This window comes from Pseudomonas sp. MYb2, assembly GCF_002979955.1.
In the GTDB taxonomy this organism is placed as follows: Bacteria; Pseudomonadota; Gammaproteobacteria; order Pseudomonadales; family Pseudomonadaceae; genus Aquipseudomonas.
The window spans coordinates 129,644-155,632 of the sequence record NZ_PCQC01000001.1; the positions used below are offsets into that span (position 1 = coordinate 129,644).

A 25,989-nucleotide genomic window follows, 5' to 3' on the forward strand; every position below is an offset into this window, starting at 1 on the left:
AGGCTCGGGCCGCGATCGGACGATCTTTTGATCTTCTGAAACAAAAGCAAAAGATCGCAGCCTTCGGCAGCTCCTACAAGGGATGCGTTCAATTCTTCAGGCAGTAATGTTCAATCAGTTGCCGTAATAGATGCACGGTAGGCTGCAAACGTGACATTTCAAGGTATTCGCCGGGCTGATGCGCGCAGGCGATGTCGCCGGGGCCGAGCACGATGGTTTCGCAGCCAAGGCGCTGAAGATAGGGCGCTTCGGTGCCAAACGCTACTGCTTCGGCGCTGTGACCGGTGAGCTTTTCGGCGATGCGCACCAGTTCAGCGTCTTCGGCTTGCTCGAACGGCGGCACTTCCGGGAACAATGGTTTGTAGTCGATTTTCACCTGATGCCGCTCGGCCACCGGGTTGAGCTTGCGCAGAATCTCCGCGCGCAGGACTTTCGGGTCCATCCCCGGCAACGGCCGCAGGTCGAATTCCAGCGAGCACTGGCCGCAGATGCGGTTCGGGTTGTCACCGCCATGGATGCAACCGAAGTTCATCGTCGGTTGCGGCACGCTGAACTGCGGATTGTTGAATTCACGCTGCCACAGCAGGCGCAGGCCGCGCAGTTCGCCAATCGCATCGTGCATCGCTTCGAGGGCGCTATGACCCAGGCGCGGATCCGACGAATGGCCGCTCTGCCCGAGAATGTCGATGCGCTCCATCATGATGCCTTTGTGCATGCGGATCGGCTTGAGCCCGGTCGGCTCGCCGATCACCGCCGCACGGCCCAGCGGACGCCCGGCCTCAGCCAGTGCGCGGGCGCCGGACATTGAGCTTTCTTCATCGCAGGTGGCGAGGATCAGTAACGGTTGCTTGAACGGCTGATCGAGCAGCGGCTGCACGGCTTCGATGATCAGCGCGAAAAAGCCTTTCATGTCGCAACTGCCCAGGCCGACCCAGCGGCCATCGACTTCGGTGAGCTTCAGCGGGTCGGTCTGCCACAACGCATCGTCGTACGGCACCGTGTCGCTGTGCCCGGCCAGCACCAGCCCGCCGGGGCCGCTGCCGAAACTGGCGAGCAGGTTGAATTTGCCGGGGCTGACCTGCTGGATATCGCAGCTGAAACCCAGGTCGCCCAGCCAACCGGCGAGCAAATCGATCACCGCCCGGTTGGATTGATCTAGGTTCGGTTGGGTACAGCTGACCGACGGCGCGGCGATCAGCGCCGCGAACTGGTCTTGCATGGACGGCAAAGGCATCGCTGACTCCAACTCCCGATTTGAAGTCCATCATAGAACCATCCGGCGTCAGGAATAAACCGCCGCAGGGCGTAGGACGAATCAGTCCTGTACACTGCACGGCCTTGGCAGCCACATATTCCCCCGGCTGCGCTCCCGATCCTGGATTTTCCGGCCATGCAGAAAGAAACCGAAATCAAACTCCGCGTCAGCCGCGAAACCCTCGCCGCCCTGCGCGAGCACCCGTTACTGAAGAAACGCAACAAAAGTGGCTGGGAACGCCGTGAGTTGATGAACCAGTACTTCGACACGCCCGAGCGCGATCTGGCCCAGGCGAAAGTCGCCCTGCGCCTGCGCAAGGACGGTGACGAAGTGATTCAGACCCTCAAGACCCGTGGCCAGAGCGTCGCCGGTCTGTCCGAGCGTAACGAATACGACTGGAAGTTGCCGAAAGCCAAGCTCGACGTGAAGAAACTCGACGGCGAATGCTGGCCCGAGTCGCTGGCCGAGCTGGACAAGAAAACCCTCAAGCCGATCTTCACCACCGATTTCGTCCGCGAACGCGCCGAAATCGCCTGGGGCCGTGGCAAGACGAAAGTGGTCATCGAAGCCGCGCTGGACCTCGGTCACGTTGTGGTCGGCAAGCAGAAAGAAGAAATCTGCGAGCTGGAACTGGAATTGCGCGAAGGCGAGCCCGCCGCGCTGCTGGAGCTCGCCGCTGAACTGGCTGAAACCCTGGCACTGATGCCGTGCGACATCAGCAAGGCTGAGCGCGGCTATCGTCTGTACGACGCCAACAGCTACTCGCTGAGCCTGCCGGCGCCGGAGTTGACCGCAGAAACCCAGCTCGACGACGCCTTCGCCGCACTGAGCTGGCACTTGCTCGGCAGCAGTCAGCGTCTGGCGGAACAGTATCGTTTCAATGGTCACTGGCGCCTGTTGCTCGACTGGGTCGAGAACCTCGCGGAAATGCGCGCCCTGCTCAGCAGCCTCGGCCAGGCCGCACCGCGTCAGTCGACCCACGACTTGCGCGTTGCTCTGGATGCGTTGCTGGAAGACTGGCGCCCGCTGGTACAGGCCGGTATCGAAGACGAAGACGTGCGCAAAGCTGCCCCAGAGCAGTTCCTCGAAGAACTCGAAGACCCGCGCTGGGGCCTGTTCTCGCTGAACACTTCGCGCTGGTTGCTGGCTCGCACCTGGACCGCCGAGCGCAACGTGCGTGGCAACCGTCAGGGCGGCGCGCAGTTGCACAGCTGGCTCCCGCGCACCTTGGGCGAAGAAGCGACGGCCCTGCAGTTGCAGCGTTATCAGCAGCAGCCGGAAGATCTGGCCGAACAACTGCCGCGTATCGAGCGCATTCAGGTCTGGCTGCATCACGCCCGTAACGTGCTGGAGATCCCGGAAATGGATCGCTTGTACGGCGAGCTGAACAAGCTGGCGCAACTGGCCAACGAGCCGACGATCACTGACGAACTGCTCGACGCACGCAAGCAGCAGGCGATTGCGGTTTACCAGAATCGCGCATGGAAAATGCTCCTGCGCATGTAACACCTCTGTGATGATCATTCCCACGCTGATCGTTCCCACGCTCTGCGTGGGAATGCAGCCCGGGACGCTCCGCGTCCCAAAGCGGACGCAGAGCGTCCATTGAGGCATTCCCACGCGGAGCGTGGGAACGATCAGGGTCAGACCGGGAGACTGGTGGTGGATTTGATCTCCGACAGCGCCACAATCGAATTCACTTCCTGTATCCCCGGCACCAGCGACAGCTTTTCGAAGAAGAACCGTTCATACGCCTCAATGTCCGCCGCGACAATCCGCAACAAAAAATCCACCGCGCCCATCAGCACATAACACTCCAGCACCTCCGGAAACCCGCGAATCGCTTCGGTGAACTCGGTGAAGTTCGAACGCCCATGCGCGTTGAGTTTGATCTCGGCAAAGATCTGCGTGTTGAGGCCAATCTTCTTGCGATCAAGCAAGGTCACCTGACCGCGAATGATCCCCTCCTCCTTCATCCGCTGAATCCGCCGCCAGCACGGCGATTGCGACAGGCCGACCTGCTCGGCGATCTGTGCGCTCGACAGTGATGCGTCCTCTTGCAGCAGGGCGAGAATCTTGCGGTCGTAGCTGTCCAGCTCGCTGTGCATATAAAAACCTCTAATGGAATATTCTGCGAATTGATCCAGTCGATCATTCGCCAATAAAGCCGATCATAGCCAAGAAATACCCCGCACCTAATGTAAAAATTCCTCCAGAGATTTTGGAGACTCCTCATGCCGCACCTCGAAGCCGTCACCACCACGCCCACCCGCGCCGACGTCTGGAACGTCAACAACGCCCATTGCCTGGCGCAGTATCAAATCCTCGCCGAGGCCGAGCCGGATCTGCTGGTGCGCGTGCTCAATCTGTTCGCCTTGCAATTCCTTACACCCGAGCAGGTCAACGTGCAGCGGATGGACGACGTGATGTCGATCGACCTGGTCATGGGCGGTTTGAGCTGGCATCGCGCACAAGTGATCGCGGAAAAACTTCGTAACCTGATCAGTGTTTGCTCGGTGAACCTGCAAAACGCCGACAGCGCTTGGGACGCCCCTGCGCAAGCCGCTGGCTGACAAATCCGGCAACGCCTTCGTCGGGTAGTGGCCCAACGGTCAGCGGGGCCGCGACTATCCTTTTGCGCACTGTCGCTCAAAAGGAAGCCCGCATGTCCGTTCAACTCGCCACTCAGGACCGCTGGCTGGAACTCAATGATGTGTTGCGTGAACTGGTCGCCCAAGGCTTTATCGGCCAGGACGCTGCAGAGCAGGCGCTGAATGCTCGCCGCCGCCACGCCGCCCATGGCCAGATGCACCCGCTGGAATTCATCGCCAGCCAGCAGCTCGACGACCTCAGCCGTCCGGGCAAACACCTCGACCTGGAAAGCCTGACCCTGTGGCTGGCGCAGCAGGCCGGCCAGCCGTATTTGCGTATCGACCCGTTGAAAATCAACGTCGCCGCAATCACCCCGCTGATGTCTTACGCCTTCGCGCAACGGCACAGGATTCTCGCGATAGCGGTTGACCGCGATTCGGTGACCGTGGCCAGTGCCCAGCCCTACGTCACCGCTTGGGAAGCCGATCTGACTCACGTGTTGAAACTGCCGATCAAACGGGTTGTGGCCAACCCGGCGGATATCCAGCGTTTCAGCGTCGAGTTTTTCCGCCTGGCAAAATCGGTCAGCGGCGCCAGCAGTGCCGACGCCCAGGGCGGCAACCTCGGCAACTTCGAACAACTGCTTAACCTCGGCGCCAGCGATCAGGAGCCAGATGCCAACGACGCGCACATCGTCAATATCGTCGACTGGCTGTTCCAGTACGCCTTCCAGCAACGCGCCAGCGATATCCACATCGAACCACGGCGCGAGCAAGGCACGGTGCGGTTTCGTATCGACGGCGTGCTGCACAACGTTTATCAATTCCCGCCGCAGGTGACCATGGCGATTGTCAGTCGCCTGAAAAGCCTCGGCCGAATGAATGTCGCCGAGAAGCGCAAACCCCAGGACGGCCGGGTCAAAACCAAGACTCCAGACGGCGGCGAAGTCGAGCTGCGCCTGTCGACGTTGCCCACTGCGTTCGGCGAAAAAATGGTCATGCGGATTTTCGATCCGGACGTGCTGCTCAAGGATTTCGACCAACTGGGTTTCAGCGCCGATGACCTGCGGCGCTGGCAGGACATGACCCGTCAGCCCAACGGCATCATTCTGGTCACCGGGCCAACCGGTTCGGGTAAAACCACCACGTTGTACACCACGCTGAAAAAACTGGCGACGCCGGAAGTGAACCTCTGCACGATCGAAGACCCGATCGAAATGGTCGAGCCGGCGTTCAACCAGATGCAGGTGCAGCACAACATCGACCTGAGCTTCGCCGCCGGCGTGCGTGCGTTGATGCGGCAAGACCCGGACATCATCATGATCGGCGAGATCCGCGACCTCGAAACCGCCGAAATGGCCATTCAGGCCGCGCTCACCGGGCACTTGGTGCTGTCGACTTTGCACACCAACGACGCCCCCAGTGCGATCAGTCGCCTGCTCGAACTCGGCGTACCGCATTACCTGATCAAGGCCACCGTGCTCGGGGTCATGGCTCAGCGTCTGGTGCGCACCTTGTGCCCGTACTGCAAGGCGCCGTTGAATCTCGAAGAGCCAGACTGGCAAACCTTGACCCGCCCTTGGCAGGCACCGCTGCCGAGCAATGCGCAACGCGCCATAGGCTGCCTCGAATGCCGCGACACCGGCTATCACGGCCGCGCCGGGGTCTATGAAATCATGCAACTGAGCGACAGCCTCAAGGCGTTCATCACCCCGGACACCGATCTCACGGCAATCCACCGCCAGGCGTTCAAGGAAGGCATGCGCAGCCTGCGCCTGTCCGGTGCGCAGAAAGTCGCGGCTGGGCTGACGACGGTTGAGGAGGTGCTGCGGGTGACGCCGCAGAGTGAGCTGAAATAGCTCGTCACGGAACTGGATCGGGGGATTGGCAATCCAACGCCACAGTTAACCCCCAGGAGTCATCTCATCATGCGTCTCAAACTTGCTGTCGCCACACTGGCCTTGCTGTCCCTTCCCGTTGGTTCGGCCATGGCGGACAGCTTTTGGCGTAACGTCATCTCGTCCGGTGCCACCACCGGTTCGACCTACCTGACCTTCAAGGATCACAAGCTGATCATCGCTGCCCAGGACGACGCCGGCAGTTTCGTCGCCAGTGACGGCGGGATTCGTGGGCCGTATCTGGAAGCGGCGATGCAGAAAGTCCGCGCCGACAATCCGGGCCTGCAGGCGACTGATATGGAATTGGCAAACGCGATTCTGGCGAAGAACGCCGTGGCTTCCGAGTAAGCCTTTCGCACACAAAGATGCCGCTCAATCGAGCGGCATTTTTTTGCCCGGATTACAGGATCAGCACAATCCCTTGTAGGAGTGAGCCTGCTCGCGATAGCGGTGAATCAGTCACCGGAGAATTTGCCTGATACACCGCTATCGCGAGCAGGCTCACTCCTACAGGGGAACTGTGTAAACCTGAGTATCAGCGGTAATCGTCCACCGGGACGCAGGCGCAGAACAGGTTGCGATCGCCGTAGACATTGTCGACCCGATTCACCGCCGGCCAATATTTATGCACCTTGGTGTGCGCATCCGGGGTGATGCCTTGCTCGATGCTGTAGGGCCGTTCCCAAACTCCGGTGACATCCGCCAGCGTATGCGGTGCCCGTTTGAGCGGGTTGTCCTCGGCCGGCCAATTGCCGTTCTGCACTTCGGTGATTTCTGCGCGAATGCTCAACATGGCGCCGATAAACCGGTCCAGTTCAGCCTTCGATTCGCTCTCGGTCGGTTCGACCATCAACGTCCCCGGCACCGGGAAGGACATGGTCGGCGCATGGAAACCGTAATCCATCAAGCGCTTGGCGACGTCCTCCTCACTGATTCCGGTCAGCGCCTTCAATGGCCGCAAATCGAGAATGCATTCATGCGCGACCCGGCCGTTGCGCCCGGTGTACAACACCGGGAACGCACCGGATAAATGCTGCGCCAGGTAATTCGCCGCGAGAATCGCCACCTCGCTGGCGTCCGCCAGTTGCGGGCCCATCATGGCGATGTACATCCAGCTGATCGGCAGAATGCTCGCACTGCCCCACGGCGCCGCACTGACCGCCGTGTTCTGCGCTTGTGGCCCGTCAATCGGCACCACCGGATGATTGGCGACGAACGGCGCCAGATGCGCGCGAATGCCGATCGGCCCCATGCCCGGCCCGCCGCCGCCATGGGGAATGCAGAAGGTCTTGTGCAAATTCATGTGCGACACGTCAGCGCCAATGTCCGCCGGCCGCGCCAACCCGACTTGCGCGTTGAGGTTGGCGCCGTCCATGTACACCTGACCGCCATGCTGGTGGATAACGTCGCAGATTTCGCTGATGCCCTCCTCGTACACGCCGTGGGTCGACGGATAGGTTGCCATCAGGCACGACAGTTTTGCCCCGGCCTCCGCTGCCTTGGCTTTCAAGTCATCAAGATCAACGTTGCCGGCCTCGTCGCACTCGACGATCACCACCCGTAACCCGACCATTTGCGCCGAGGCCGGGTTGGTACCGTGGGCTGACGACGGAATCAGGCACACATCGCGCCCGCCCTGTTGCCGGCTCTCGTGGTATTTACGAATCGCCAGCAGCCCGGCGTATTCGCCCTGCGCACCGGAATTGGGCTGCATGCAGATCGCATCGAATCCGGTGATCGCGCACAACCAGCGCTCCAGCTCTTCGATCATCAGCGTGTAGCCGACGGCTTGCTCGCGCGGCACGAACGGATGCAGGTTGGCGAATTGCGGCCAGGTGATCGGGATCATTTCGCTGGTGGCGTTGAGTTTCATGGTGCAGGAGCCCAGCGGGATCATCGACTGATTGAGTGCCAGATCCTTGTTTTCCAGTTGTTTGAGGTAGCGCAGCATCTCGGTTTCGCTGTGATGGGCGTTGAAGACCGGATGGCGCAGGTAGGGTGTTTTGCGCTGGAGGCTGTCGGGGATGCCGGAAACAAGCGCTTCAGCATCAAGTTCGTCGACGTTCAATCCATGATCGGCACCGAGCAGCACATCGAACAGCTTGGCCACGGTGCTCTCATCGCACGTCTCATCGAGACTCAGCCCCACTCGACCGCGCCCGAGTATTCTCAGATTGATCTGTGCAGCTTGAGCGCTTTCGATGACCGCCGTTTGCGCACCGCCGACGTCCAGCGTCAGCGTGTCGAAAAACTGCGCATTGAACCGGTTGATGCCTTTTCGCTCAAGTCCCGCCGCCAGAATGCAGGTGAGCCGGTGCACCCGCTGAGCGATGCGCTTCAGACCTTCCGGCCCGTGATAGACCGCGTAGAAACTGGCAATGTTGGCCAGCAGCACCTGCGCCGTGCAGATGTTCGAATTGGCCTTCTCGCGGCGGATATGTTGCTCGCGGGTTTGCAGGGCCATGCGCAGCGCCACATTGCCCCGGGCGTCCTTCGACACGCCGATGATCCGCCCGGGAATCGCCCGTTTGTATTCCTCACGGCTGGCGAAGAACGCCGCATGCGGGCCGCCGTAACCCATGGGCACGCCGAATCGTTGAGACGAACCGAACACCACATCCGCGCCCAATTCGCCCGGCGGCGTCAGCAACAACAGACTCAACAAATCCGTCGCGACGCAGGCCAGCGCCTGTTGCGCATGCAAGTGATCGATCAACGGCCGCAGATCGTGAATCTCGCCGTGGGTGTCGGGATACTGCAGCAGCGCGCCGAACACCTGATGCTGTTTCAAGTTGTCCACAGCGTCGATAATCAGCTCGAAGCCGAAACCTTCCGCGCGGGTCTGCACCACGGAAATGGTTTGCGGATGACAGTTCTCATCGACGAAAAACAGATTGCTCTTCGACTTCGCCACACGCTTGGCCAGCGCCATCGCTTCCGCCGCTGCCGTGGCTTCATCGAGCAGCGAGGCGTTGGCCAACTCCAGACCGGTGAGGTCGATGGTCAGTTGCTGAAAATTCAGCAGCGCTTCGAGCCGGCCCTGGGCGATTTCCGGTTGATAGGGTGTGTACGCGGTGTACCAGCCGGGATTTTCCAGCACATTGCGCAGGATAACGGTCGGGGTGAGGGTGCCGTGGTAGCCCATGCCGATCAGGCTGGTCCAGACCTGATTCTGCTCGGCGTAACCACGCAGCTTGGCCAGTGCGGCTTGTTCATCCAGCGCCGGTGGCAAATCCAGTGCGCGATTGAAGCGAATGCCCGGCGGCACGGTCTGCTCGATCAGCTCGACGCGGCTGCCGAGGCCGAGACTGTCGAGCATCGCTTGTTGCTCGGCGGCATCGGGGCCGAGGTGGCGGCGCAGGAAGGCATCAGGGTCGCGTAACTGGCTCAGGGACGGCAACTGGGACATGACGGGCTCTCTCTTGGCTGGCGCTCGGCGTCAATGCAACACGGTCAAACCAGCATAGCAGCCGATGTGGCAACCCATTTTCAGTGCACCGCATACCCCTGTAGGAGTGAGCCTGCTCGCGATAGCGTTCCTTCAGACACCTTAAGGCTGACTGACCCACCGCTATCGCGAGCAGGCTCACTCCTACAGGGGATTGCATCGTGCATGAAAAAGCCCCGACGGGTCGGGGCTTTGCGGTGTTGCTTAATGCTTACTCGCCGATGGCAGCCTTGTAAGCGGCAGCATCCAGCAGCTTGTCCAGCTCGGCCTTGTCGCTTGGCTTGAGCTTGAAGATCCACGCGCCGTACGGGTCGGAGTTCAGCAGTTCCGGGGAGCCACCCAGCTCTTCGTTGACCGCGATGACTTCACCGCTGATCGGCGAATAGATGTCGGACGCGGCTTTCACCGATTCAACCACACCGGCTTGATCTTCAGCGGCGAAGACTTTGCCGACTTCGGTCAGTTCGACGAACACCACGTCGCCCAGCGCTTCCTGCGCGTGATCGCTGATGCCCACGGTGACGGTGCCGTCCGCTTCCAGACGTGCCCATTCATGACTCTCGGCAAAACGCAGTTCAGCGGGGATATTGCTCATCTTCGGTGTCCTCGGGAATTGGGTCAGCGGTCATGCCCGCCGGAAAAAGGTTAGATCAAAGTTTTGCCATGGCGTACGAAGGTCGGTTTGACCACCCGTACCGGGTACCACTTGCCACGGATTTCCACTTCGGCGCGGTCGGCAGTAGCCATTGGAACACGCGCCAGGGCAATCGATTTGCTTAGCGTAGGAGAGAAACTACCACTGGTGATCTCCCCTTCGCCAACATCGGCGATGCGAACCACCTGATGGGCGCGCAAAACACCGCGCTCTTCCAGCACCAGACCAACCAGTTTGTGCGCAACCCCGGCGGCTTTTTCCGCCTCAACGGCAGCGCGGCCGATGAACTGGCGCGAGGCCGGTTCCCAGGCAATGCTCCAGGCCATGTTCGAGGCCAGCGGCGAGACGTCTTGATGAATGTCCTGACCGTAAAGGTTCATCCCGGCTTCCACCCGCAGGGTGTCGCGGGCACCGAGGCCGATCGGCGAAATGCCGGCGCCGACCAGGTCGTTGAAGAACCCCGGCGCCTGACTGGCGGGCAGACAGATTTCCAGGCCATCCTCACCGGTGTAGCCGGTACGGGCGATGAACCAGTCGCCGTCGGTGTAGCCTTCGAAGGGTTTGAGGTGCTGGATCAGCGTGGCGCGAGACTGGGTCACCAGTTCGGCAATCTTGTGCCGGGCCTGCGGGCCTTGAATGGCGAGCATCGCCAGCTCGGAGCGCTCGTGCAGTTGCACGTCGTAATCGCCGCGCTGCGCGTTCATCCAGGCCAGATCCTGATCGCGGGTGGAGGCGTTGAACACCAGACGATAAGCGTCGTCGAGGCGGTAGACGATCATGTCATCGACGATGCCGCCGCGCTCATTGAGCATGGTGCTGTACAACGCACGCCCGGGGCGGTGCAGGCGGTCGACATCGTTGGCCAGCAAATGCTGCAGCCAGGTTTTGGCCTGGGAGCCGGTGACATCGATCACGGTCATGTGGGATACATCGAATACCCCGCAATCGCGGCGCACTTCGTGGTGCTCCTCGACCTGCGAGCCGTAATGCAGTGGCATGTCCCAACCGCCAAAATCGACCATCTTCGCGCCGAGGGCGAGATGCAGGTCATACAGAGGCGTACGCTGTCCCATGGGTTTCTCCTTCCGGGCGTGGCGAGGGTGCGGACAGCCGCTGCACGGGATGAAAGCCTTGATATACAAGGCTCTCAGCCGATCCCAGCGAACCGGTCTGTCAGACGAACCGCACCGAATGCCGCGCATTGTAGCCGCATGATTGAGGACTGACGACTAAGTGTTTCGGTGCGCCGAGCGGCGGATCAGGCCGATGACCGGCAACAAGCCAACCAGAACCAGGGTCAGCGCCGGCAACGAAGCCCGCGCCCATTCGCCTTCGCTGGTCATTTCAAAGATCCGCACCGCCAGCGTATCCCAGCCAAACGGGCGCATCAGCAGGGTCGCGGGCATTTCCTTGAGCACATCGACGAACACCAGCAACGCCGCGCTTAACGTGCCGGGCAACAACAGTGGCAGATACACTTTGAAAAACAGTCGCGGCCCACTGACACCGAGGCTACGTGCTGCTTCAGGCAAAGATGGCCGTATACGCGCCAGACTATTTTCCAGCGGGCCGTATGCGACCGCGATAAAGCGCACCAGATACGCCATCAGCAACGCCGCCAGACTGCCCAGCAGTAACGGTTTGCCCGCACCGCCGAGCCAGCCCGAAAGCGGAATCACCAGCTCGCGATCCAGGTAACTGAACGCCAGCATGATCGACACCGCCAGCACCGAGCCCGGCAGGGCGTAACCGAGATTGGCCAGGCCTACGCCGGAGTCGATCGCCGGCGTCGGCGCCAGTCGCCGGGCGAAGGCCAGCAACAACGCGACGCTGACGGTAATCAACGCCGCCATGCCACCCAGATAGAGGGTGTGCAGGATCAGCCCGGCATAGCGCTCATCCAGGTCGAAACGTCCACGCTGCCAGAACCAGACAATCAGTTGCAGCATCGGAATCACGAAGGCGCAGGCGAAGACCAGCCCGCACCAGCTCATCGCCGCAAGCGCCTTGAATCCGCGCAAGTGATACAGCGCTTTCACCCGAGGCCGCTCGTTGCTCGCCCGGTTGGCGCCGCGCGCACGACGTTCGCCATACAGCACCAGCATCACCACCAGCAGCAACAGACTGGCCAGTTGCGCCGCGCTCGACAGGCTGAAGAAGCCGTACCAGGTTTTGTAGATCGCGGTGGTGAAGGTGTCGAAGTTGAACACCGACACCGCACCGAAATCAGCGAGTGTTTCCATCAGCGCCAGCGCCACACCGGCGCCAATGGCCGGGCGTGCCATCGGCAACGCTACGCGCCAGAAGGCTTGCCACGGCGATTGACCGAGCACCCGTGCGGCTTCCATCAAGCCTTTGCCTTGCGCAAGAAACGCAGTACGTGCCAGCAAATAGACGTAGGGATAGAAAACCAGCACCAGCACGATAATCACCCCGCCAGTGGAGCGCACCCGTGGCAGGCGCAGGCCAGTCCCGAACCATTCCCTGAGCAGGGTTTGCACCGGGCCGGCGAAATCCAGCAGACCGACGAAGACAAAGGCCAGCACATACGCGGGAATGGCGAAGGGCAGCATCAGCGCCCAGTCGAGCCAGCGCCGCCCGGGGAATTCGCAGAGGCTGGTGAGCCAGGCCAGGCTGACGCCGAGCAGCGTCACGCCGACGCCGACGCCGAGTACCAGAGTCAGCGTGTTGCCGAGCAGACGCGGCATCTGGGTTTGCCACAGGTGCGACCAGATTTGTTGGTCGATGGTCTGCCAGGACAGCAGCAGAACGCTCAGCGGCAACAGCACCAGCGCGGCAATGGCGAAGACGATGGGGTACCAGCGGCGTTGGGCGGGGTGGGCCAAGGAAACAGTCTCGTTCAAATGATTGTGCCCACGCTCTGCGTGGGCACACATCCTGTGACGCTCTGCGTCACGCTGTCGGCGGCACGACGCAGAGCGTCGATGGATGCATTCCCACGCAGAGCGTGGGAACGATCAGTGTCGCGTGGCGCAGTATAAACGCCGAGTCAGTTCCAACCCGCCCGATCCATCATCCGGATCGCTTCAGCCTGACGCTTGCCCGCCACTTCAACCGGCAACGTATCGGCAACAAACTTGCCCCACGCCGCCACTTCTTCCGAAGGCGCCACCGCCGGGTTGGCCGGGAACTCCTGGTTCACGTCAGCAAAAATCTTCTGCGCCTCAGGCGTGGTCATCCATTCAACCAGCGCCTTGGCCGCTTCCGGGTGCGGCGCATGCTTGGTCAGGCCGATGCCCGACAGGTTCACGTGCACACCGCGATCGGCCTGGTTCGGCCAGAACAGTTTCACCGGCAGCTCCGGCTTCTGCTTGTGCAGGCGACCGTAGTAGTAAGTGTTGACGATGCCGACGTCGCACTGCCCGGCATTGATCGCTTCGAGCACAGCGACGTCATCGGAGAACACATCAGTGGACAGGTTGTTGACCCAGCCCTTGAGGATTTTTTCGGTCTTCTCGGCGCCATGGACTTCGATCATGGTCGCGGTCAGCGACTGGTTGTAGACCTTCTTCGCCGTGCGCAGACACAGGCGCCCTTCCCAGTTCTTGTCGGCCAGCGCTTCGTAGGTGGTCAGTTCGCCCGGCTTCACGCGTTCGGTGGAGTAAGCGATGGTCCGCGCGCGCAGGCTCAGGCCGGTCCACGCATGGCTGGATGAGCGATATTGCAGAGGAATGTTGGCGTCGATGGTTTTCGAGGTGAACGGCTGGAGGATGCCCATTTGCTCGGCCTGCCAGAGGTTGCCGGCATCCACGGTGAGCAGCAGGTCGGCGGTGGCGCTTTCACCTTCGGCTTTGATGCGCTGCATCAGCGGCGCTTCCTTGTCGGTGATGAACTTGATCTTCACCCCGGTCTTGGCGGTGTAGGCATCGAACACCGGTTTGATCAGCTCATCGATGCGCGACGAGTAAACCACCACCTCATCAGCGGCCTGGGCCGTTGTACTGCCGATCAGGGTCAGGGCCATTGCGGTCAGAAGACGCTTGGGTGCCAACATGGGAGTGGTCTCTCGGTCGGGAAATGTGGGCCAAATGATAAGGACTCACATTTACCACCTCAATCGAACTCTTTTTGAAGGAGTTACCAGATGTTGCACAGTTTGAAAATTGTGGTGCCTGGACAGGCGCCATCGCGAGCAGCCTCACTCCTACATTTGAAATGCGCTCCCCTGTAGGAGTGAGCCTGCTCGCGATGAGGCCATCAGCAGCAACGAAATGATCAAGGTTTGGCGAGGGCCGGAAGATCCCCGGTCAACCCGAGGGCTTCACGCACAAACAGCGCCTTCGCCTCCGGCATCTGCTCCACCAGCTTCAACCCGGCATTGCGCAACCAGCGCACCGGCAACGGATCCGCCTGAAACAGCCGCTCAAACCCTTCCATCGCCGCCATCAACGCGAGGTTGTGCGGCATGCGCCGACGCTCGTAACGGCTCAGCACCTTCACATCGGCCAAACGCTCACCGCGCTCTGCCGCCTGCAACAGCACTTCCGCCAGCACCGCCGCATCAAGGAAACCAAGGTTCACACCTTGCCCTGCCAACGGGTGAATGGTGTGCGCCGCATCGCCGATCAACGCCAGGCCTTCAGCCACATAACGTTTGGCATGACGCTGACGCAGCGGCACGCACAAGCGCGGATCAGCGCTGATGACTTCGCCGAGACGCCCCTCAAAGGCGCGCTCCAGCTCACGGCAGAAATCCGCTTCCTCCAGCGCCATCAAACGCTCGGCTTCACTCGGTGTGGTGGACCAGACGATCGAACACCAATCCTGCTGCCCGTCACGCTCCAGCGGCAGAAACGCCAATGGCCCGTGATCGGTGAAGCGCTGCCACGCGGTCATCTGATGCGGCCTGCTGCTGCGCACGCTGGTGACGATGGCGTGATGCAGGTAATCCCACTCACGCGTCGCCACGCCAGTCAGGCGTCGCACGGCCGAGTTGGCGCCGTCAGCGGCAATCACCAGCGGTGCGCGCAGCTGACGACCATCGGCCAGCGTCAGCAGCCAGTCATCGCCCGAACGGCGCATCTGTTCCAGCCGCGCATTGGCGAGCATGCCCAGATCGCAATCGTGCAAACGGTCAAGCAAGGCGTCCTGAACCACGCGGTTTTCGACGATGTGGCCAAGCACTTCGGCATGCACGCTGCTCGCCGAAAAATGAATCTGCCCGGTGCCGCTGCCGTCCCACACATGCATGTCGGTGTACGGGCTGCTGCGCCGAGCGGCGATGCCATCCCACACGCCGAGGCGTTCAAGAATCCGCTGGCTGGCCGCTGACAGGGCGCTCACCCGCGGTTCAAACGCAGCTTCGGCGTCGAACGGTTTGACGCTCAGCGGGCTGCCGTCGAGCAGCAGGACTTCCAGCCCGCTGTCCTGCAACGCCAACGCCAGGGCGCTGCCGACCATTCCGGCTCCGACAATCAGCAGATCTGCGCGCATGTCCATGCTTTAAGCCTGTCTCGCTTGCGGCTTGAGCCGCACGTAAAGGGTTTTACCGACCCGCGCCACCAGATTGCCGGCGCCGTCATGAATGTCGACCTGCAACTGCGGCAGGTATTTCTCGCCACTGGCGGTCTGCCGGCGAATCTCGTCGAGCAAGGTTTCGTCGATATTGAAGCGGGCGAACACCGGGCCTTTGCCCGGCGCAATGAAATCGATGTCGGCGGCCTTGTCCCAGACGATGTACTTCGAGCCGAGGTTTTCCATGAGCATCAGCATGAAGAACGGATCGACCATCGAATACAGGCTGCCGCCGAACTGGGTGCCGACGTAGTTGCGGTTGTACCAGCCGAGGCCCATCGACACTTGAACGTCGCGGAAGTCATCGCTGATATGGCGAACGCGCACGCCAGCGCCGAGGTACGGCGGGTAAAAAGTCATGACCCAGCGCATCAACCGCGCCTTGCCGAATTTTTTAGTCAACCACTTAAGCATCCGGACGCGTCCCCAACCCCATGGCCTGCCGCGCAAACCAGCGCTTGGCCGGTGGCAACAAGTCGAGGCCGAGCAGGCCGATGTTGCGGCCCAGCGACACCAATGGCTGCGTGCTGCCGAACAGCCGCGTGACCTGATCGGAGAAACCGACAGTGAGATCCTGATCGAGACGCTGACGCTCGCGATACGCCTGCAACGTGGCGAAATCGCCCAGCGGTTTGTCGCTGGCCAACAGCGCAGCGGCCAAGGCATCGGCATCCCGCAGTGACAGGTTGAAACCCTGCCCGGCAATCGGGTGCAGGCTGTGCGCCGCGTTGCCGAGCACGGCCAGATGCGAACGCACTTGCTCTTCGGCCTCGACCAGCGTCAGCGGATATAAATGCCGCGCACCAACCTGTTTCAGCGTGCCGAGGCGGTAACCGAACACGCCCTGCAATTCGCTGAGGAAATCACGCTCGCTCAAGTCAGCCAAACGCTGCGCGTCCATGCCCAAACGGGTCCAGACCAGGGCGCAGCGGTTTTCCGGCAGCGGCAGCAGCGCCATCGGCCCTTCATCAGTGAAGCGCTCGAAAGCCATGCCGTTGTGCGCTTCGCTCGGGGTGATGTTGGCGATCAGCGCGCTCTGGTTGTACGGACGCTTGCGCACGTTGATGCCCAGTTGTTCGCGCAGCCCGGAGCGCCCGCCATCGGCGAGCACTGCAAGATCGCATTCCAGAGTGGTTTCATCATTGAGGGTCAGGCGATAGCCGTCGGGCAGTGGCTCCATGCGCGTGACTTCCGCCGGGCAGCGCCACGTGATCACGTCTTTGTCGAGGTGCTGCCACAGGCACTGGCCGAGCCAGGCGTTTTCCACCACATAACCGAGCGCTGGCACGCCCTCCTCCATCGCCGACAATCGCGCGGTGGAAAAACGACCACGGTCGGAGACGTGAATCTGTTTGATCGGTTCGGCACGGCGGGAGATTTCCTGCCACACGCCCAACCGTTGATAAATCTGCCGCGAGCCAAAAGACAACGCCGACGAACGCGCGTCGTAACTCGGCTGCCAGCTGTCACCAGGAGCGAACGGTTCGATCAGCACGATCTTCCAGCCACGCGCCTTGGCCCCGGCCTGCAAGGCCAACGCCAGACTGGCGCCGACCAGACCGCCACCGATGATTGCCAGATTGACTCGACTCATGCCGCGTGTGTCCTTGCTTGCGCCATCAGCGCTTCGATTTCAGCGACGGTTTTCGGCACGCCGGTGGTGAGGATTTCACAGCCTGTCTTGGTCACGACCACGTCGTCCTCGATACGCACGCCAATGCCGCGCCATTTCTTCGCGACGTTTTGATTGTCCGGGGCGATGTAGATGCCCGGCTCCACCGTCAGCGCCATGCCGACTTCCAGCACGCGCCATTCGCCGCCGACCTTGTACTCGCCGACGTCGTGAACATCCATGCCCAGCCAGTGGCCGGCGCGGTGCATGTAAAAGGCTTTGTAGGCTTCGCTGGCGATCAACTCGTCGACCTCGCCTTGCAGCAATCCGAGCTTCACCAACCCGGTGGTGATCACTCGAACCGTGGCTTCGTGCGCCTGATTCCAGTGCTTGTTCGGGGCGATTTCGGCGAACGCGGCTTCTTGCGAGGCCAGCACCAATTCGTAGATCGCTTTCTGCTCAGGCGAAAACTTGCCGTTGACCGGCCAGGTGCGGGTGATGTCGCTGGCGTAGCAGTCGATTTCGCAACCGGCGTCGATGAGCACCAGATCGCCATCCTTGAGCAGCGCGTCATTCTGCTGGTAATGCAGGATGCAGCTGTTGCGCCCGGCGGCGACGATCGAACCGTAGGCCGGCATTTTCGCCCCGCCCTTGCGGAATTCGTAATCGAGCTCGGCTTCGAGGCTGTACTCGTAGAGCCCGGCCCGACTGGCCTGCATCGCGCGAATATGCGCCTGCGCCGAGATCCGTGCGGCTTCGCGCATCACCTTCACCTCTGCCGCCGATTTATACAGGCGCATGTCGTGCAGCAGATGATCCAGCGCAACGAATTCGTTCGGCGGCTGGGCACCGAGGTGCGCCTTGGAGCGGATCACGTTGATCCAGTCCATCAGATGCCGGTCGAATTCGGGGTTGCTGCCCATCGCCGAATACACCCGGTCGCGGCCTTCGATCAGGCCCGGGAGAATGTCGTCGATGTCGGTGATCGGGAAGGCGTCGTCGGCGCCGAAGTCGCGGATCGCACCCTCTTGTCCTGCGCGCAAGCCGTCCCACAATTCGCGTTCGGCGTTGCGTTCACGGCAGAACAGCACGTATTCACCATGCTCGCGGCCGGGCATCAAGACGATGACGGCTTGCGGCTCGGGAAACCCGCTGAGGTACTGAAAGTCGCTGTCCTGACGGTAGACGTGCTCGACGTCGCGGTTGCGTATCGCCACCGCGGCGGCCGGCAGGATCGCGATGCTGTTGGGTTCCATCTGCGCCATCAGGGCCTTGCGGCGACGGCTGTATTCCGCTTTGGGGATATGGGTCATGGGCAGATGGCTTTCCCTGGCACGCGATTAATGCAGCGACGGCTTGGCGGCTGGCGGCACGTCGGCTTTCTTGGTTTCCGAGAACAGCAGCAACGGCGCGACGCGCAGGTACTCCATGACTTCCATGTAGTCGGTCTCGCCGTCTTCGGATTCTTCCAGGGCGTCTTGCACCTGGGAAATGGCGGCCAGATCCTGCAACACTTCGGTGGCTTCAGTGCTGAGCATGCTGCTGTCGCGGCAGTTCAGGCCGAAACCGCTGAGGAAGCCCTGGCACCACTCGCCCAGTGCAGCGGCGCGGTCGGCCAGCGGTGCGTCATCGGTCGGCAGCAGCAGAACGACGGTAACGTCGTCGCCGGTCAGCTCGCCTTTGACCATCTCTTGCAGGCCGATCAGGGCGTTGCGGACGTTGTCCTGGATATCGCCTTCGAGCAGTTCGGCGGCGTCGATCAACCAGCCTTCGTTATCGAAGCCGGCACCGGCGCAGCTGCGTCCGAGCAGTACGCCATGCAGTTCGGCAGGCGAGACGTTGTGGCCGCTGGAGGTCAGCAGGGTGGCAAAGGCTTGGTACGGGGAATTCGCAATGGTCATGGGCAGCTAGGCGCCAGACGGCGCTATGTCTAGAATGAAGGCCTTGTATCCTACATCGACAGACTCGCCAAGACTATTAAAGGCTGTCCGCCAGCTATCCCATCAGACAGACTCCAACTCAGTGGACACAATGGAAGACACCGACCTGCAAGCGCTGATGGCCAGACTCGAACTGCTGATTGGTCGAGTCGAGCAACTAAAGAGTCAAAACGCACTCTTACTAGCTCAGGAAAAAACCTGGCGCGAGGAACGCGCTCACCTCATTGAAAAAAACGAAATCGCCCGGCGTAAGGTCGAATCGATGATTTCGCGCCTCAAGGCCCTGGAGCAAGACTCATGAGTTCAAGCAATAGCGTCACCGTGCAGATCCTCGATAAAGAGTATTCGATCATCTGCCCGCAGGAAGAACGCAGCAATCTGGTCAGTGCCGCGCGCTACCTGGATGGCAAGATGCGCGAGATCCGCAGCAGCGGCAAAGTCATCGGCGCCGACCGTATCGCCGTGATGGCCGCGCTGAACATCACCCACGACCTCTTGCACAAAGAAGAGCGCCCGGACATCCAGGCCAGTGGTTCGACCCGTGAACAGGTGCGCGACTTGCTTGATCGTGTCGATCTGGTGCTCGCCGACGATCAGAACACCACCAAGGGCTGATTCGACTGGCCGCTTGCGGTATACTCGCGGCACTCCCTGGGGTGCTTGCCAGTTGACGATGTCCCTGAGCCGATTCGCACTACCCTGGAAGTTGCACGTTGGGCTGGTGTGCATGTCCGCTAGACGGAAAGCCTTAAAGTCTACTGCATCTTCCACCTTGAACTTTCGGGTTCAAGGGCTAAGTTGACAGCGGTTCATCCGGGGAGCCTGATTCGAATCCGATGTCGGTGAAAACCGCCATCGGATTTTTTATGCGTACGTTTTCGTCCAACCTGCCGAAGCCGAACCATGACCGAACCCGCGCTGCTGCCCCGCCCGCAACTCCGCCGCCTGCTGCGCAAGGCACGCCGCGCACTGAGCAAAAGCGAACAACGCCAGGCCGCCAAAGGCCTGTACCGGCAACTGGCGCAAGACCCGCATTTTCGCCGGGCCAAACATATCTCTCTGTATCTGCCCACCGACGGTGAAATCGATCCGCGCCTGCTGCTGCGTGAAGCGCAGCGTCGGGGCAAGGCCACCTATCTGCCGGTGCTCAGCGCCTGGCCGCGTACCAAAATGGTCTTTCAGCGCATCCGCCCCGGCGAGAAACTCCAACCCAACCGCTTCCGCATTCTCGAGCCACGGGCCAATCTGGCGCAGCAACGCAAGGTCTGGGCGCTGGATCTGGTGTTGTTGCCACTGGTGGGTTTTGACGATGTCGGCGGGCGACTGGGGATGGGCGGCGGTTTCTATGATCGCAGCCTGGCGTATCTGGCGCGGCGCAAAAGCTGGCGCAAGCCGACGCTGCTGGGTCTGGCCCATGAATGTCAGAAAGTCGAACGCTTGGCACAGGCAAGCTGGGATGTACCGTTACAAGGCACGGTCAGCGACAAGGCGTGGTATTTCGCGGGATAGGACGCCGCGCAGAACAGCGGCGTCGAGAATGCAGTTTCAGCGCTTGAACGCGGTCGACTGTTGCACCTGTTGCGCGATTTCAATCGGCGCGTCGGCCTTGTTCGACCAAAGGCTCTGCGCGTAACCGGTAGTCACGACGCCCAGGCCAAACAAAATTACCAAAGTCCATAGTAGATCCGGTTTGCGTTTCATCGATTGCCCCCCTCAAGGCACATCATCACGATGACAGCAGCGGTTTCCGTTCGTAGGCCGTGCAGCAGCGTCAAGCTTTAAAGGCCGGCATTTTGCGACAACGTGAACCTCTGCGCAAACGCTGACGTCAACCGACCGTCGGTTTGTCATAAAATTGCCCGACAACCTGCCCAATGACCGTTTCAGGAGCACACGACATGGCCTATTGGCTGATGAAATCCGAACCCGACGAACTTTCGATCAAAGGTCTGGAAAAGCTCGGAAAAGCGCGCTGGGACGGGGTTCGCAACTATCAGGCGCGCAATTTCCTGCGGGCGATGGCGGTGGGCGATGAGTTCTTTTTCTACCATTCCAGCTGCCCGGAGCCGGGAATTGCCGGGATTGGCAAAATAGTCGAAGCGGCGTACCCGGATCCCACCGCACTGGAGCCGGAGAGTCATTACTTCGATCCCAAGGCTACCCCGGAGAAAAATGCCTGGAGTGCGATTGACGTTGAACACGTCGAGACGTTTGCGCGGGTGTTGAAACTGGATTATCTGAAGCAGCAGACGGCGCTGGCGCAGATGCCGTTAGTGCAGAAGGGGTCGAGGTTGTCGGTGATGCCGGTGACGGCGGAGCAATGGGCGGCGGTGATTGCGCTCAAGCCTTGAAGAATATGTTGCCTGAAACATCGCCATCGCGAGCAGGCTCACTCCTACAGGGGAACGCATTCCAACTGTAGGAGTGAGCCTGCTCGCGATGGGGCCAGCCCGGACAACGAATGGCTTATTGAATGATCAGGTTATTGAACAACAGATCTTCAACCACCGGCTTGCCGGTCTCGTCATTCATCACTTGCTGGGTCTGCTTCAACGCTTCCTGACGCAGCTTCTCTTTACCTTCGATGCTGCCCATCGCCTCGGTGGTCTGCTGCGTGAACAGCGCCACCAGTTGATTGCGGATCAACGGTTCGTTGGCCTTGACCAGTTTGGCCGACTCCTCGCCGGTCACACGCAGCGCCACGTCAGCCTTGTAAACCTTGAGCTTCGGCGTGCCATCGAGCCCGTAATTACCCACGAACGGCGGGCTCAGGGTGATATAGCTCACCTTTGGCGCTTCACCTTCTTTGGCTTCTTCGGCCAGCGCTGCCACAGGCAGAGACAGGGCCAGCAACAACATGATCCACGCTTTCACAATTCGCTCCTTTTCCGGTTTGCGGCCTAGCATAACGACCCGCCGCGCAAGCACAAGCTTATGGCTGACTATCAGGGCCGGGCATGCTCGTTGACCCGTTGACTGACACACCTACACTTATCGGCCATCACTCCCAAAGGAATAGCCCTGATGAAAGCCGTGCTGTGCAAAGCCTTCGGCCCTGCCGAATCGCTGGTGCTGGAAGAGGTCGCCAGCCCCGCCCCGAAGAAGAACGAAATCCTGCTGGACGTGCACGCCGCCGGGGTCAACTTCCCGGACACGCTGATCATCGAGGGCAAGTACCAGTTCAAACCGCCCTTCCCGTTCTCGCCAGGTGGCGAAGCGGCTGGCGTGGTGCGCGAAGTCGGGGAAAAGGTCAGCCACCTCAAGGTCGGCGACCGCGTCATGGCCCTGACCGGTTGGGGCAGCTTTGCCGAACAGGTCGCGGTGCCGGGCTACAACGTGCTGCCGATTCCGCCGTCGATGGACTTCAACACTGCCGCCGCCTTCAGCATGACCTACGGCACTTCGATGCACGCGCTCAAGCAGCGCGCCAACCTGCAACCGGGCGAAACCTTGCTGGTGCTCGGCGCATCCGGCGGCGTCGGCTTGGCGGCGGTGGAGATCGGCAAAGCCATGGGCGCCCGCGTGATTGCCGCCGCCAGCAGCGCGGAAAAACTCGCCATAGCCAAAGCTGCCGGCGCCGATGAGCTGATCAACTACAGCGAATCGAACCTCAAGGACGAAATCAAACGCCTCACCGACGGCCAGGGTGCCGACGTGATTTACGATCCGGTCGGCGGTGATCTGTTCGACCAGGCCATCCGCGCCATTGCCTGGAATGGTCGCCTGCTGGTGGTCGGCTTCGCCAGCGGGCGCATCCCGGAACTGCCGGTCAACCTTGCTCTGCTCAAGGGCGCGGCAGTGCTCGGCGTGTTCTGGGGCTCCTTCGCCCAGCGCCAGCCGCAGGACAACGCGGCGAACTTCCAGCAGTTGTTCGGCTGGTTCGCCGAGGGCAAGTTGAAACCGCTGGTGTCGCAGGTCTATCCATTGAGCGAGGCGGCGCAGGCGATCAATGATCTTGGGCAGCGCAAGGCTGTCGGGAAGGTTGTGGTCCAGGTTCGCTAATCAAAAGACCAAAACGCTTCAATTGCCGGGCGACCCCGCAACATCGCCCGGCATCAGTTGCTCCTGCACCTTCTCACTACGCGACTCAATCAACTGCCCCTTGTCGTCGAAGTGCAAAACAATCAGCCAGTCATAAACATCCACCGGCCATTTCGGCTGGCCGACCAGTGCCGGGCCATTGCCGCCGAATGCGCCGATGAGTTTATTGATGTGCCCATGGTGCCAGGCGATCAGTACGGTTTTCGCCTGATTGTCCTTGCGTAGCAGGCTGACCAGTTTGTCGACGTCGTTATTGGCGAATGGCTGTTCGATGGGCAGTTGCAGGCGTTGCGCCAGCGGCATCAGCGTCTGTCGTGGGCGGATGCTTTGTGGGCTGTCGGCGGTGGCGATCAGGCGTTGCGGGGTCAGTGTTTCGTCGCGCAGTTTCAGCGCAGTGAAATAGTCGGCGTAGGCGGCAGCGCGCTGCTGACCTTGGGCATTGAGCTCTCGGCCCACGTCCGGTTTTTCCGCATGACGGACGATCAGCACGGTGACATTGCGCAGCCCCGTTCCGCCAGATCCCTGAGCAAAACTCAGCGCCAGAACCGAAACGGTAACGGCGACCACCATCAGCAATCGGGGCAATAACCTGCGAATCTTCGGGGCCATCATTTATCTCTGCGCGATCAGTCAGTGGATTGATCGCGAGTCTAAGACACAACGCCTCGACCACTACAAAAACGCCGCGTTCTTACAGCTGAGCGACAGGTTCGTAAAAGAACGCGCGACTTCCAACATTTTCCGCTATTTGCTCGATGCGAACCGGTGCTATTTTCGGTAACGAAACTGTAACATTCGCATCCGCAGTCAAAACAAGAAATCTGGAGCTCTTGAATGTTTGCTTTCTTTCGTCCTGCCGCACATCAGGCTCCATTGCCTGAAGAAAAAATAGACAGCACGTACCGACGCCTGCGCTGGCAGATCTTCGCCGGTATTTTCATTGGCTACGCGGGTTATTACCTGCTGCGCAAAAACTTCTCCCTGGCCATGCCGTACCTGATCGACGAAGGCTACAGCCGCGGTGATCTGGGCCTGGCGATGTCGGCCATCGCCATCGCGTATGGCTTGTCGAAATTCCTCATGGGCCTGGTGTCCGACCGTTCCAACCCGCGCTTCTTTCTGCCGTTCGGCCTGCTGGTCTCGGCGGGGGTAATGTTCGTGTTCGGTTTCGCGCCTTGGGCGACGTCCAGCGTGACCATGATGTTCATCCTGCTGTTCATCAACGGCTGGGCCCAAGGCATGGGTTGGCCGCCAAGTGGGCGGACCATGGTGCACTGGTGGTCGCAGAAGGAACGGGGCGGCGTGGTGTCCGTGTGGAACGTGGCGCACAACGTCGGCGGCGGCCTGATCGGCCCGTTGTTCCTGCTCGGCATGGGCCTGTTCAACGACTGGCACGCGGCGTTCTACGTACCGGCAGCCGTGGCGCTGGGCGTAGCGGTATTTGCGTTCATCACCATGCGCGACACCCCACAATCGGTTGGCCTGCCGCCGATCGAGAAGTACAAGAACGATTACCCGGAAGGCTACGATTCCAGCCACGAAGACGAATTCAGCGCCAAGGAAATCTTCGTCAAATACGTGCTGCGCAACAAAATGCTCTGGTACATCGCGCTGGCCAACGTTTTCGTTTATCTGCTGCGCTACGGCGTGCTGGACTGGGCGCCGACCTACCTGAAGGAAGCCAAGGGTTTCACCGTGGATAAAACCTCGTGGGCCTATTTCTTCTACGAGTGGGCGGGTATTCCGGGCACGCTGCTGTGCGGCTGGATGTCGGACAAGATCTTCCGTGGCAACCGTGGCCTGACCGGCATGGTGTTCATGGCGCTGGTGACCGTTGCGACGCTGGTTTACTGGCTGAATCCGGCCGGCAACCCGATGGTCGACATGATCGCCCTGCTGTCGATCGGCTTCCTGATCTACGGCCCGGTGATGTTGATCGGCTTGCAGGCACTGGAGCTGGCGCCGAAAAAAGCCGCCGGCACCGCTGCGGGTTTCACCGGTCTGTTTGGTTATCTGGGGGGTTCGGTCGCGGCCAGTGCGGCGATGGGCTACACCGTTGACCATTTCGGCTGGGACGGTGGTTTTGTCCTGCTGGTGGGCGCTTGCCTGTTGGCGATGGCCTTCCTGGCCCCGACCCTGCGACACAAGAATGTCGCGAGTCAAAGTCGTGAAGCGGTCGCTTGATCGCTTGGTGATTTACAGCGCTTGAGCCGCGCCTCCAGATTGCGGTCTGGCATGGCGTGGCTGCGCAGGGCGTGTGCGGTCTGCTCGACATAATCGCGAGTGGTGCCGTAACGCCCGCTGGCGCTCTCGAACACCTGGCTCAGCACGTGATCCGGCAAGTTGCCGGCATAGCTGGGCAGGTGTCGCTCCAACACAAATCCCAAGGCCTGCACCTGGCTACCGTCGGCGAGACGGCAGTTGAGCCAGTGTGGCCGATAGGATGGCACTGGCATCTCGCGTTTCCACAGCGCGTACAACGCAGCGTCGAGATTGTCTTCCGGCAAGCGATAAGCGAAGCCGCTGCACGAACCGCCGCGATCCAGACCAAACACCAGCCCCGGCATTTCCGGGGTACCCCGGTGCTCATGCGACCACAGGTACAAGCCGCGATGGTAGCCGTGCACACGTCCGCGCACGCGCTCCACCGCCGAACACTCAGGCCGCCAGATCAACGAACCATAGGCGAACAGCCACACCGGCCCGCCCTTGTGGCGCGCCATGGTCGATTGCATGGAAGCGAGAAGTTGTTCGTGCGTCAGCTGCGGCCCAAGATCGAGCCGCGGAGGGTAATTCAAATTCAGAAAAGCGTTTTCAATGGCGCTCATGGCGAATAGCGTTCAGCTCCCCGCGGGTAAAGAATTACTTAATAGAACGCACCGCTGTAACAATAAGGCACATATGCTTTAAGGCAATTTAAGTGCCATGGCACAGTTCTTAATTGATTGCCTGATTGATATATAACCTAGCGGTATTTATGCAATTACATAAATACCGATCGGCTATATAGAGAG

Annotated in this window: 26 protein-coding genes and 1 other RNA gene; 11 read left to right on the forward strand and 16 right to left on the reverse strand. The window is 60.8% G+C overall.

All coding sequences use genetic code 11. From position 1 onward, the window contains the following. Window positions 1-88: 88 nt before the first annotated feature. A complete protein-coding gene (argE, locus tag CQ009_RS00660; protein WP_105704617.1) occupies window positions 89-1,234 on the reverse strand; it encodes an acetylornithine deacetylase in 1,146 nt (381 codons plus the stop codon). A gap of 156 nt (window positions 1,235-1,390) precedes the next feature. Here argE and CQ009_RS00665 point away from each other — a divergent pair, with 156 nt between their 5' ends. Beyond that, window positions 1,391-2,761 carry an inorganic triphosphatase gene (locus CQ009_RS00665; protein WP_064389472.1) on the forward strand — a complete coding sequence of 457 codons (1,371 nt, stop codon included), beginning with the start codon at window positions 1,391-1,393 and terminating at the stop codon, window positions 2,759-2,761. Window positions 2,762-2,898: 137 nt separating this feature from the next. Here CQ009_RS00665 and CQ009_RS00670 read toward each other — a convergent pair whose 3' ends face one another. Further along, window positions 2,899-3,363: an Lrp/AsnC family transcriptional regulator gene (locus CQ009_RS00670; RefSeq protein ID WP_016983809.1), complete on the reverse strand. Its 465-nt coding sequence runs from the start codon at window positions 3,361-3,363 to the stop codon at window positions 2,899-2,901. Window positions 3,364-3,489: 126 nt separating this feature from the next. Between CQ009_RS00670 and CQ009_RS00675 the strand changes: the two genes are divergently transcribed. The 3 genes from CQ009_RS00675 (at window position 3,490) to CQ009_RS00685 (ending at window position 6,092) form a co-directional block, all read left to right on the forward strand. Then, window positions 3,490-3,828 carry a hypothetical protein gene (locus tag CQ009_RS00675; RefSeq protein WP_105704618.1) on the forward strand — a complete coding sequence of 113 codons (339 nt, stop codon included), beginning with the start codon at window positions 3,490-3,492 and terminating at the stop codon, window positions 3,826-3,828. A gap of 92 nt (window positions 3,829-3,920) precedes the next feature. After that, window positions 3,921-5,705, forward strand: a complete 1,785-nt coding sequence (locus CQ009_RS00680) for a GspE/PulE family protein (RefSeq protein ID WP_105704619.1) — start codon at window positions 3,921-3,923, stop codon at window positions 5,703-5,705. A gap of 66 nt (window positions 5,706-5,771) precedes the next feature. Next, window positions 5,772-6,092, forward strand: coding sequence for a DUF2388 domain-containing protein (locus CQ009_RS00685; protein WP_171057234.1), 321 nt, complete (start codon window positions 5,772-5,774; stop codon window positions 6,090-6,092). 187 nt (window positions 6,093-6,279) lie between these two features. Here CQ009_RS00685 and gcvP read toward each other — a convergent pair whose 3' ends face one another. The 10 genes from gcvP to CQ009_RS00740 form a co-directional block, all read right to left on the reverse strand. Then, window positions 6,280-9,153, reverse strand: a complete 2,874-nt coding sequence (gcvP, locus tag CQ009_RS00690; protein ID WP_105704620.1) for an aminomethyl-transferring glycine dehydrogenase — start codon at window positions 9,151-9,153, stop codon at window positions 6,280-6,282. A gap of 250 nt (window positions 9,154-9,403) precedes the next feature. Further along, window positions 9,404-9,787 carry a glycine cleavage system protein GcvH gene (gene gcvH / locus CQ009_RS00700; RefSeq protein ID WP_064389477.1) on the reverse strand — a complete coding sequence of 128 codons (384 nt, stop codon included), beginning with the start codon at window positions 9,785-9,787 and terminating at the stop codon, window positions 9,404-9,406. Between the two features lie 50 nt (window positions 9,788-9,837). Then, entirely contained in the window at window positions 9,838-10,920 is a 1,083-nt protein-coding gene (gene gcvT / locus CQ009_RS00705) for a glycine cleavage system aminomethyltransferase GcvT (protein WP_064389478.1), read from the reverse strand. A 156-nt stretch (window positions 10,921-11,076) separates the two neighbouring features. Further along, on the reverse strand, window positions 11,077-12,693 hold the full coding sequence (locus tag CQ009_RS00710; RefSeq protein WP_105704621.1) for an iron ABC transporter permease: 1,617 nt from the start codon (window positions 12,691-12,693) through the stop codon (window positions 11,077-11,079). A 164-nt stretch (window positions 12,694-12,857) separates the two neighbouring features. Then, window positions 12,858-13,862, reverse strand: coding sequence for an extracellular solute-binding protein (locus CQ009_RS00715; protein WP_064389480.1), 1,005 nt, complete (start codon window positions 13,860-13,862; stop codon window positions 12,858-12,860). 221 nt (window positions 13,863-14,083) lie between these two features. After that, window positions 14,084-15,301, reverse strand: a complete 1,218-nt coding sequence (locus CQ009_RS00720; RefSeq protein ID WP_177430973.1) for a 2-octaprenyl-3-methyl-6-methoxy-1,4-benzoquinol hydroxylase — start codon at window positions 15,299-15,301, stop codon at window positions 14,084-14,086. Between the two features lie 9 nt (window positions 15,302-15,310). Then, window positions 15,311-15,796, reverse strand: coding sequence for a DUF4442 domain-containing protein (locus tag CQ009_RS00725; protein WP_105704623.1), 486 nt, complete (start codon window positions 15,794-15,796; stop codon window positions 15,311-15,313). Further along, window positions 15,789-16,976 (reverse strand): 2-octaprenyl-6-methoxyphenyl hydroxylase, encoded by a 1,188-nt coding sequence (gene ubiH, locus CQ009_RS00730; RefSeq protein WP_105704624.1) that lies wholly within the window; start codon window positions 16,974-16,976, stop codon window positions 15,789-15,791. The genes CQ009_RS00725 and ubiH overlap by 8 nt, the downstream gene beginning before the upstream one ends. Then, the gene (pepP, locus tag CQ009_RS00735) at window positions 16,973-18,307 is read right to left on the reverse strand and encodes a Xaa-Pro aminopeptidase (protein ID WP_105704625.1); all 1,335 of its coding nucleotides are present in this window, start codon (window positions 18,305-18,307) and stop codon (window positions 16,973-16,975) included. Before pepP ends, ubiH begins: the two co-directional genes overlap by 4 nt. Before the next feature lie 27 nt (window positions 18,308-18,334). Then, the gene (locus CQ009_RS00740) at window positions 18,335-18,895 is read right to left on the reverse strand and encodes a YecA family protein (protein WP_007911199.1); all 561 of its coding nucleotides are present in this window, start codon (window positions 18,893-18,895) and stop codon (window positions 18,335-18,337) included. A 130-nt stretch (window positions 18,896-19,025) separates the two neighbouring features. Between CQ009_RS00740 and CQ009_RS00745 the strand changes: the two genes are divergently transcribed. From CQ009_RS00745 to CQ009_RS00760, 4 genes are all read left to right on the forward strand, one after another. After that, window positions 19,026-19,235 (forward strand): TIGR02449 family protein, encoded by a 210-nt coding sequence (locus CQ009_RS00745; RefSeq protein ID WP_007911197.1) that lies wholly within the window; start codon window positions 19,026-19,028, stop codon window positions 19,233-19,235. Then, on the forward strand, window positions 19,232-19,549 hold the full coding sequence (locus CQ009_RS00750) for a cell division protein ZapA (RefSeq protein ID WP_034151990.1): 318 nt from the start codon (window positions 19,232-19,234) through the stop codon (window positions 19,547-19,549). The genes CQ009_RS00745 and CQ009_RS00750 overlap by 4 nt, the downstream gene beginning before the upstream one ends. 30 nt (window positions 19,550-19,579) lie before the next feature. After that, a non-coding RNA gene (ssrS, locus tag CQ009_RS00755) (6S RNA) lies at window positions 19,580-19,758 on the forward strand. Between the two features lie 79 nt (window positions 19,759-19,837). Then, window positions 19,838-20,443: a 5-formyltetrahydrofolate cyclo-ligase gene (locus tag CQ009_RS00760; protein ID WP_064389485.1), complete on the forward strand. Its 606-nt coding sequence runs from the start codon at window positions 19,838-19,840 to the stop codon at window positions 20,441-20,443. Between the two features lie 36 nt (window positions 20,444-20,479). Here the strand turns inward: CQ009_RS00760 and CQ009_RS30015 are convergent, their stop codons facing one another. Next, window positions 20,480-20,635: a hypothetical protein gene (locus CQ009_RS30015; RefSeq protein WP_163005287.1), complete on the reverse strand. Its 156-nt coding sequence runs from the start codon at window positions 20,633-20,635 to the stop codon at window positions 20,480-20,482. Between the two features lie 197 nt (window positions 20,636-20,832). Here CQ009_RS30015 and CQ009_RS00765 point away from each other — a divergent pair, with 197 nt between their 5' ends. Continuing rightward, on the forward strand, window positions 20,833-21,285 hold the full coding sequence (locus tag CQ009_RS00765) for an EVE domain-containing protein (RefSeq protein ID WP_105704626.1): 453 nt from the start codon (window positions 20,833-20,835) through the stop codon (window positions 21,283-21,285). 115 nt (window positions 21,286-21,400) lie between these two features. Here CQ009_RS00765 and CQ009_RS00770 read toward each other — a convergent pair whose 3' ends face one another. Continuing rightward, window positions 21,401-21,808, reverse strand: coding sequence for a flagellar basal body-associated protein FliL (locus CQ009_RS00770; protein WP_034151993.1), 408 nt, complete (start codon window positions 21,806-21,808; stop codon window positions 21,401-21,403). A gap of 150 nt (window positions 21,809-21,958) precedes the next feature. Here CQ009_RS00770 and CQ009_RS00775 point away from each other — a divergent pair, with 150 nt between their 5' ends. After that, window positions 21,959-22,936 carry an NADPH:quinone oxidoreductase family protein gene (locus tag CQ009_RS00775; protein WP_105704627.1) on the forward strand — a complete coding sequence of 326 codons (978 nt, stop codon included), beginning with the start codon at window positions 21,959-21,961 and terminating at the stop codon, window positions 22,934-22,936. An 18-nt stretch (window positions 22,937-22,954) separates the two neighbouring features. Here CQ009_RS00775 and CQ009_RS00780 read toward each other — a convergent pair whose 3' ends face one another. Further along, complete coding sequence (locus CQ009_RS00780; protein WP_105704628.1) at window positions 22,955-23,584, reverse strand: flagellar basal body-associated protein FliL; 630 nt, start codon at window positions 23,582-23,584, stop codon at window positions 22,955-22,957. A gap of 225 nt (window positions 23,585-23,809) precedes the next feature. On the opposite strand from CQ009_RS00780, the gene glpT reads away from it, so the two are divergent. Next, window positions 23,810-25,159: a glycerol-3-phosphate transporter gene (glpT, locus tag CQ009_RS00785; protein WP_105704629.1), complete on the forward strand. Its 1,350-nt coding sequence runs from the start codon at window positions 23,810-23,812 to the stop codon at window positions 25,157-25,159. Here the strand turns inward: glpT and CQ009_RS00790 are convergent. After that, window positions 25,135-25,803, reverse strand: a complete 669-nt coding sequence (locus tag CQ009_RS00790) for a gamma-glutamylcyclotransferase (protein WP_105704630.1) — start codon at window positions 25,801-25,803, stop codon at window positions 25,135-25,137. The two genes, glpT and CQ009_RS00790, sit on opposite strands and share 25 nt — an antisense overlap. Between the last annotated feature and the right edge of the window lie 186 nt (window positions 25,804-25,989).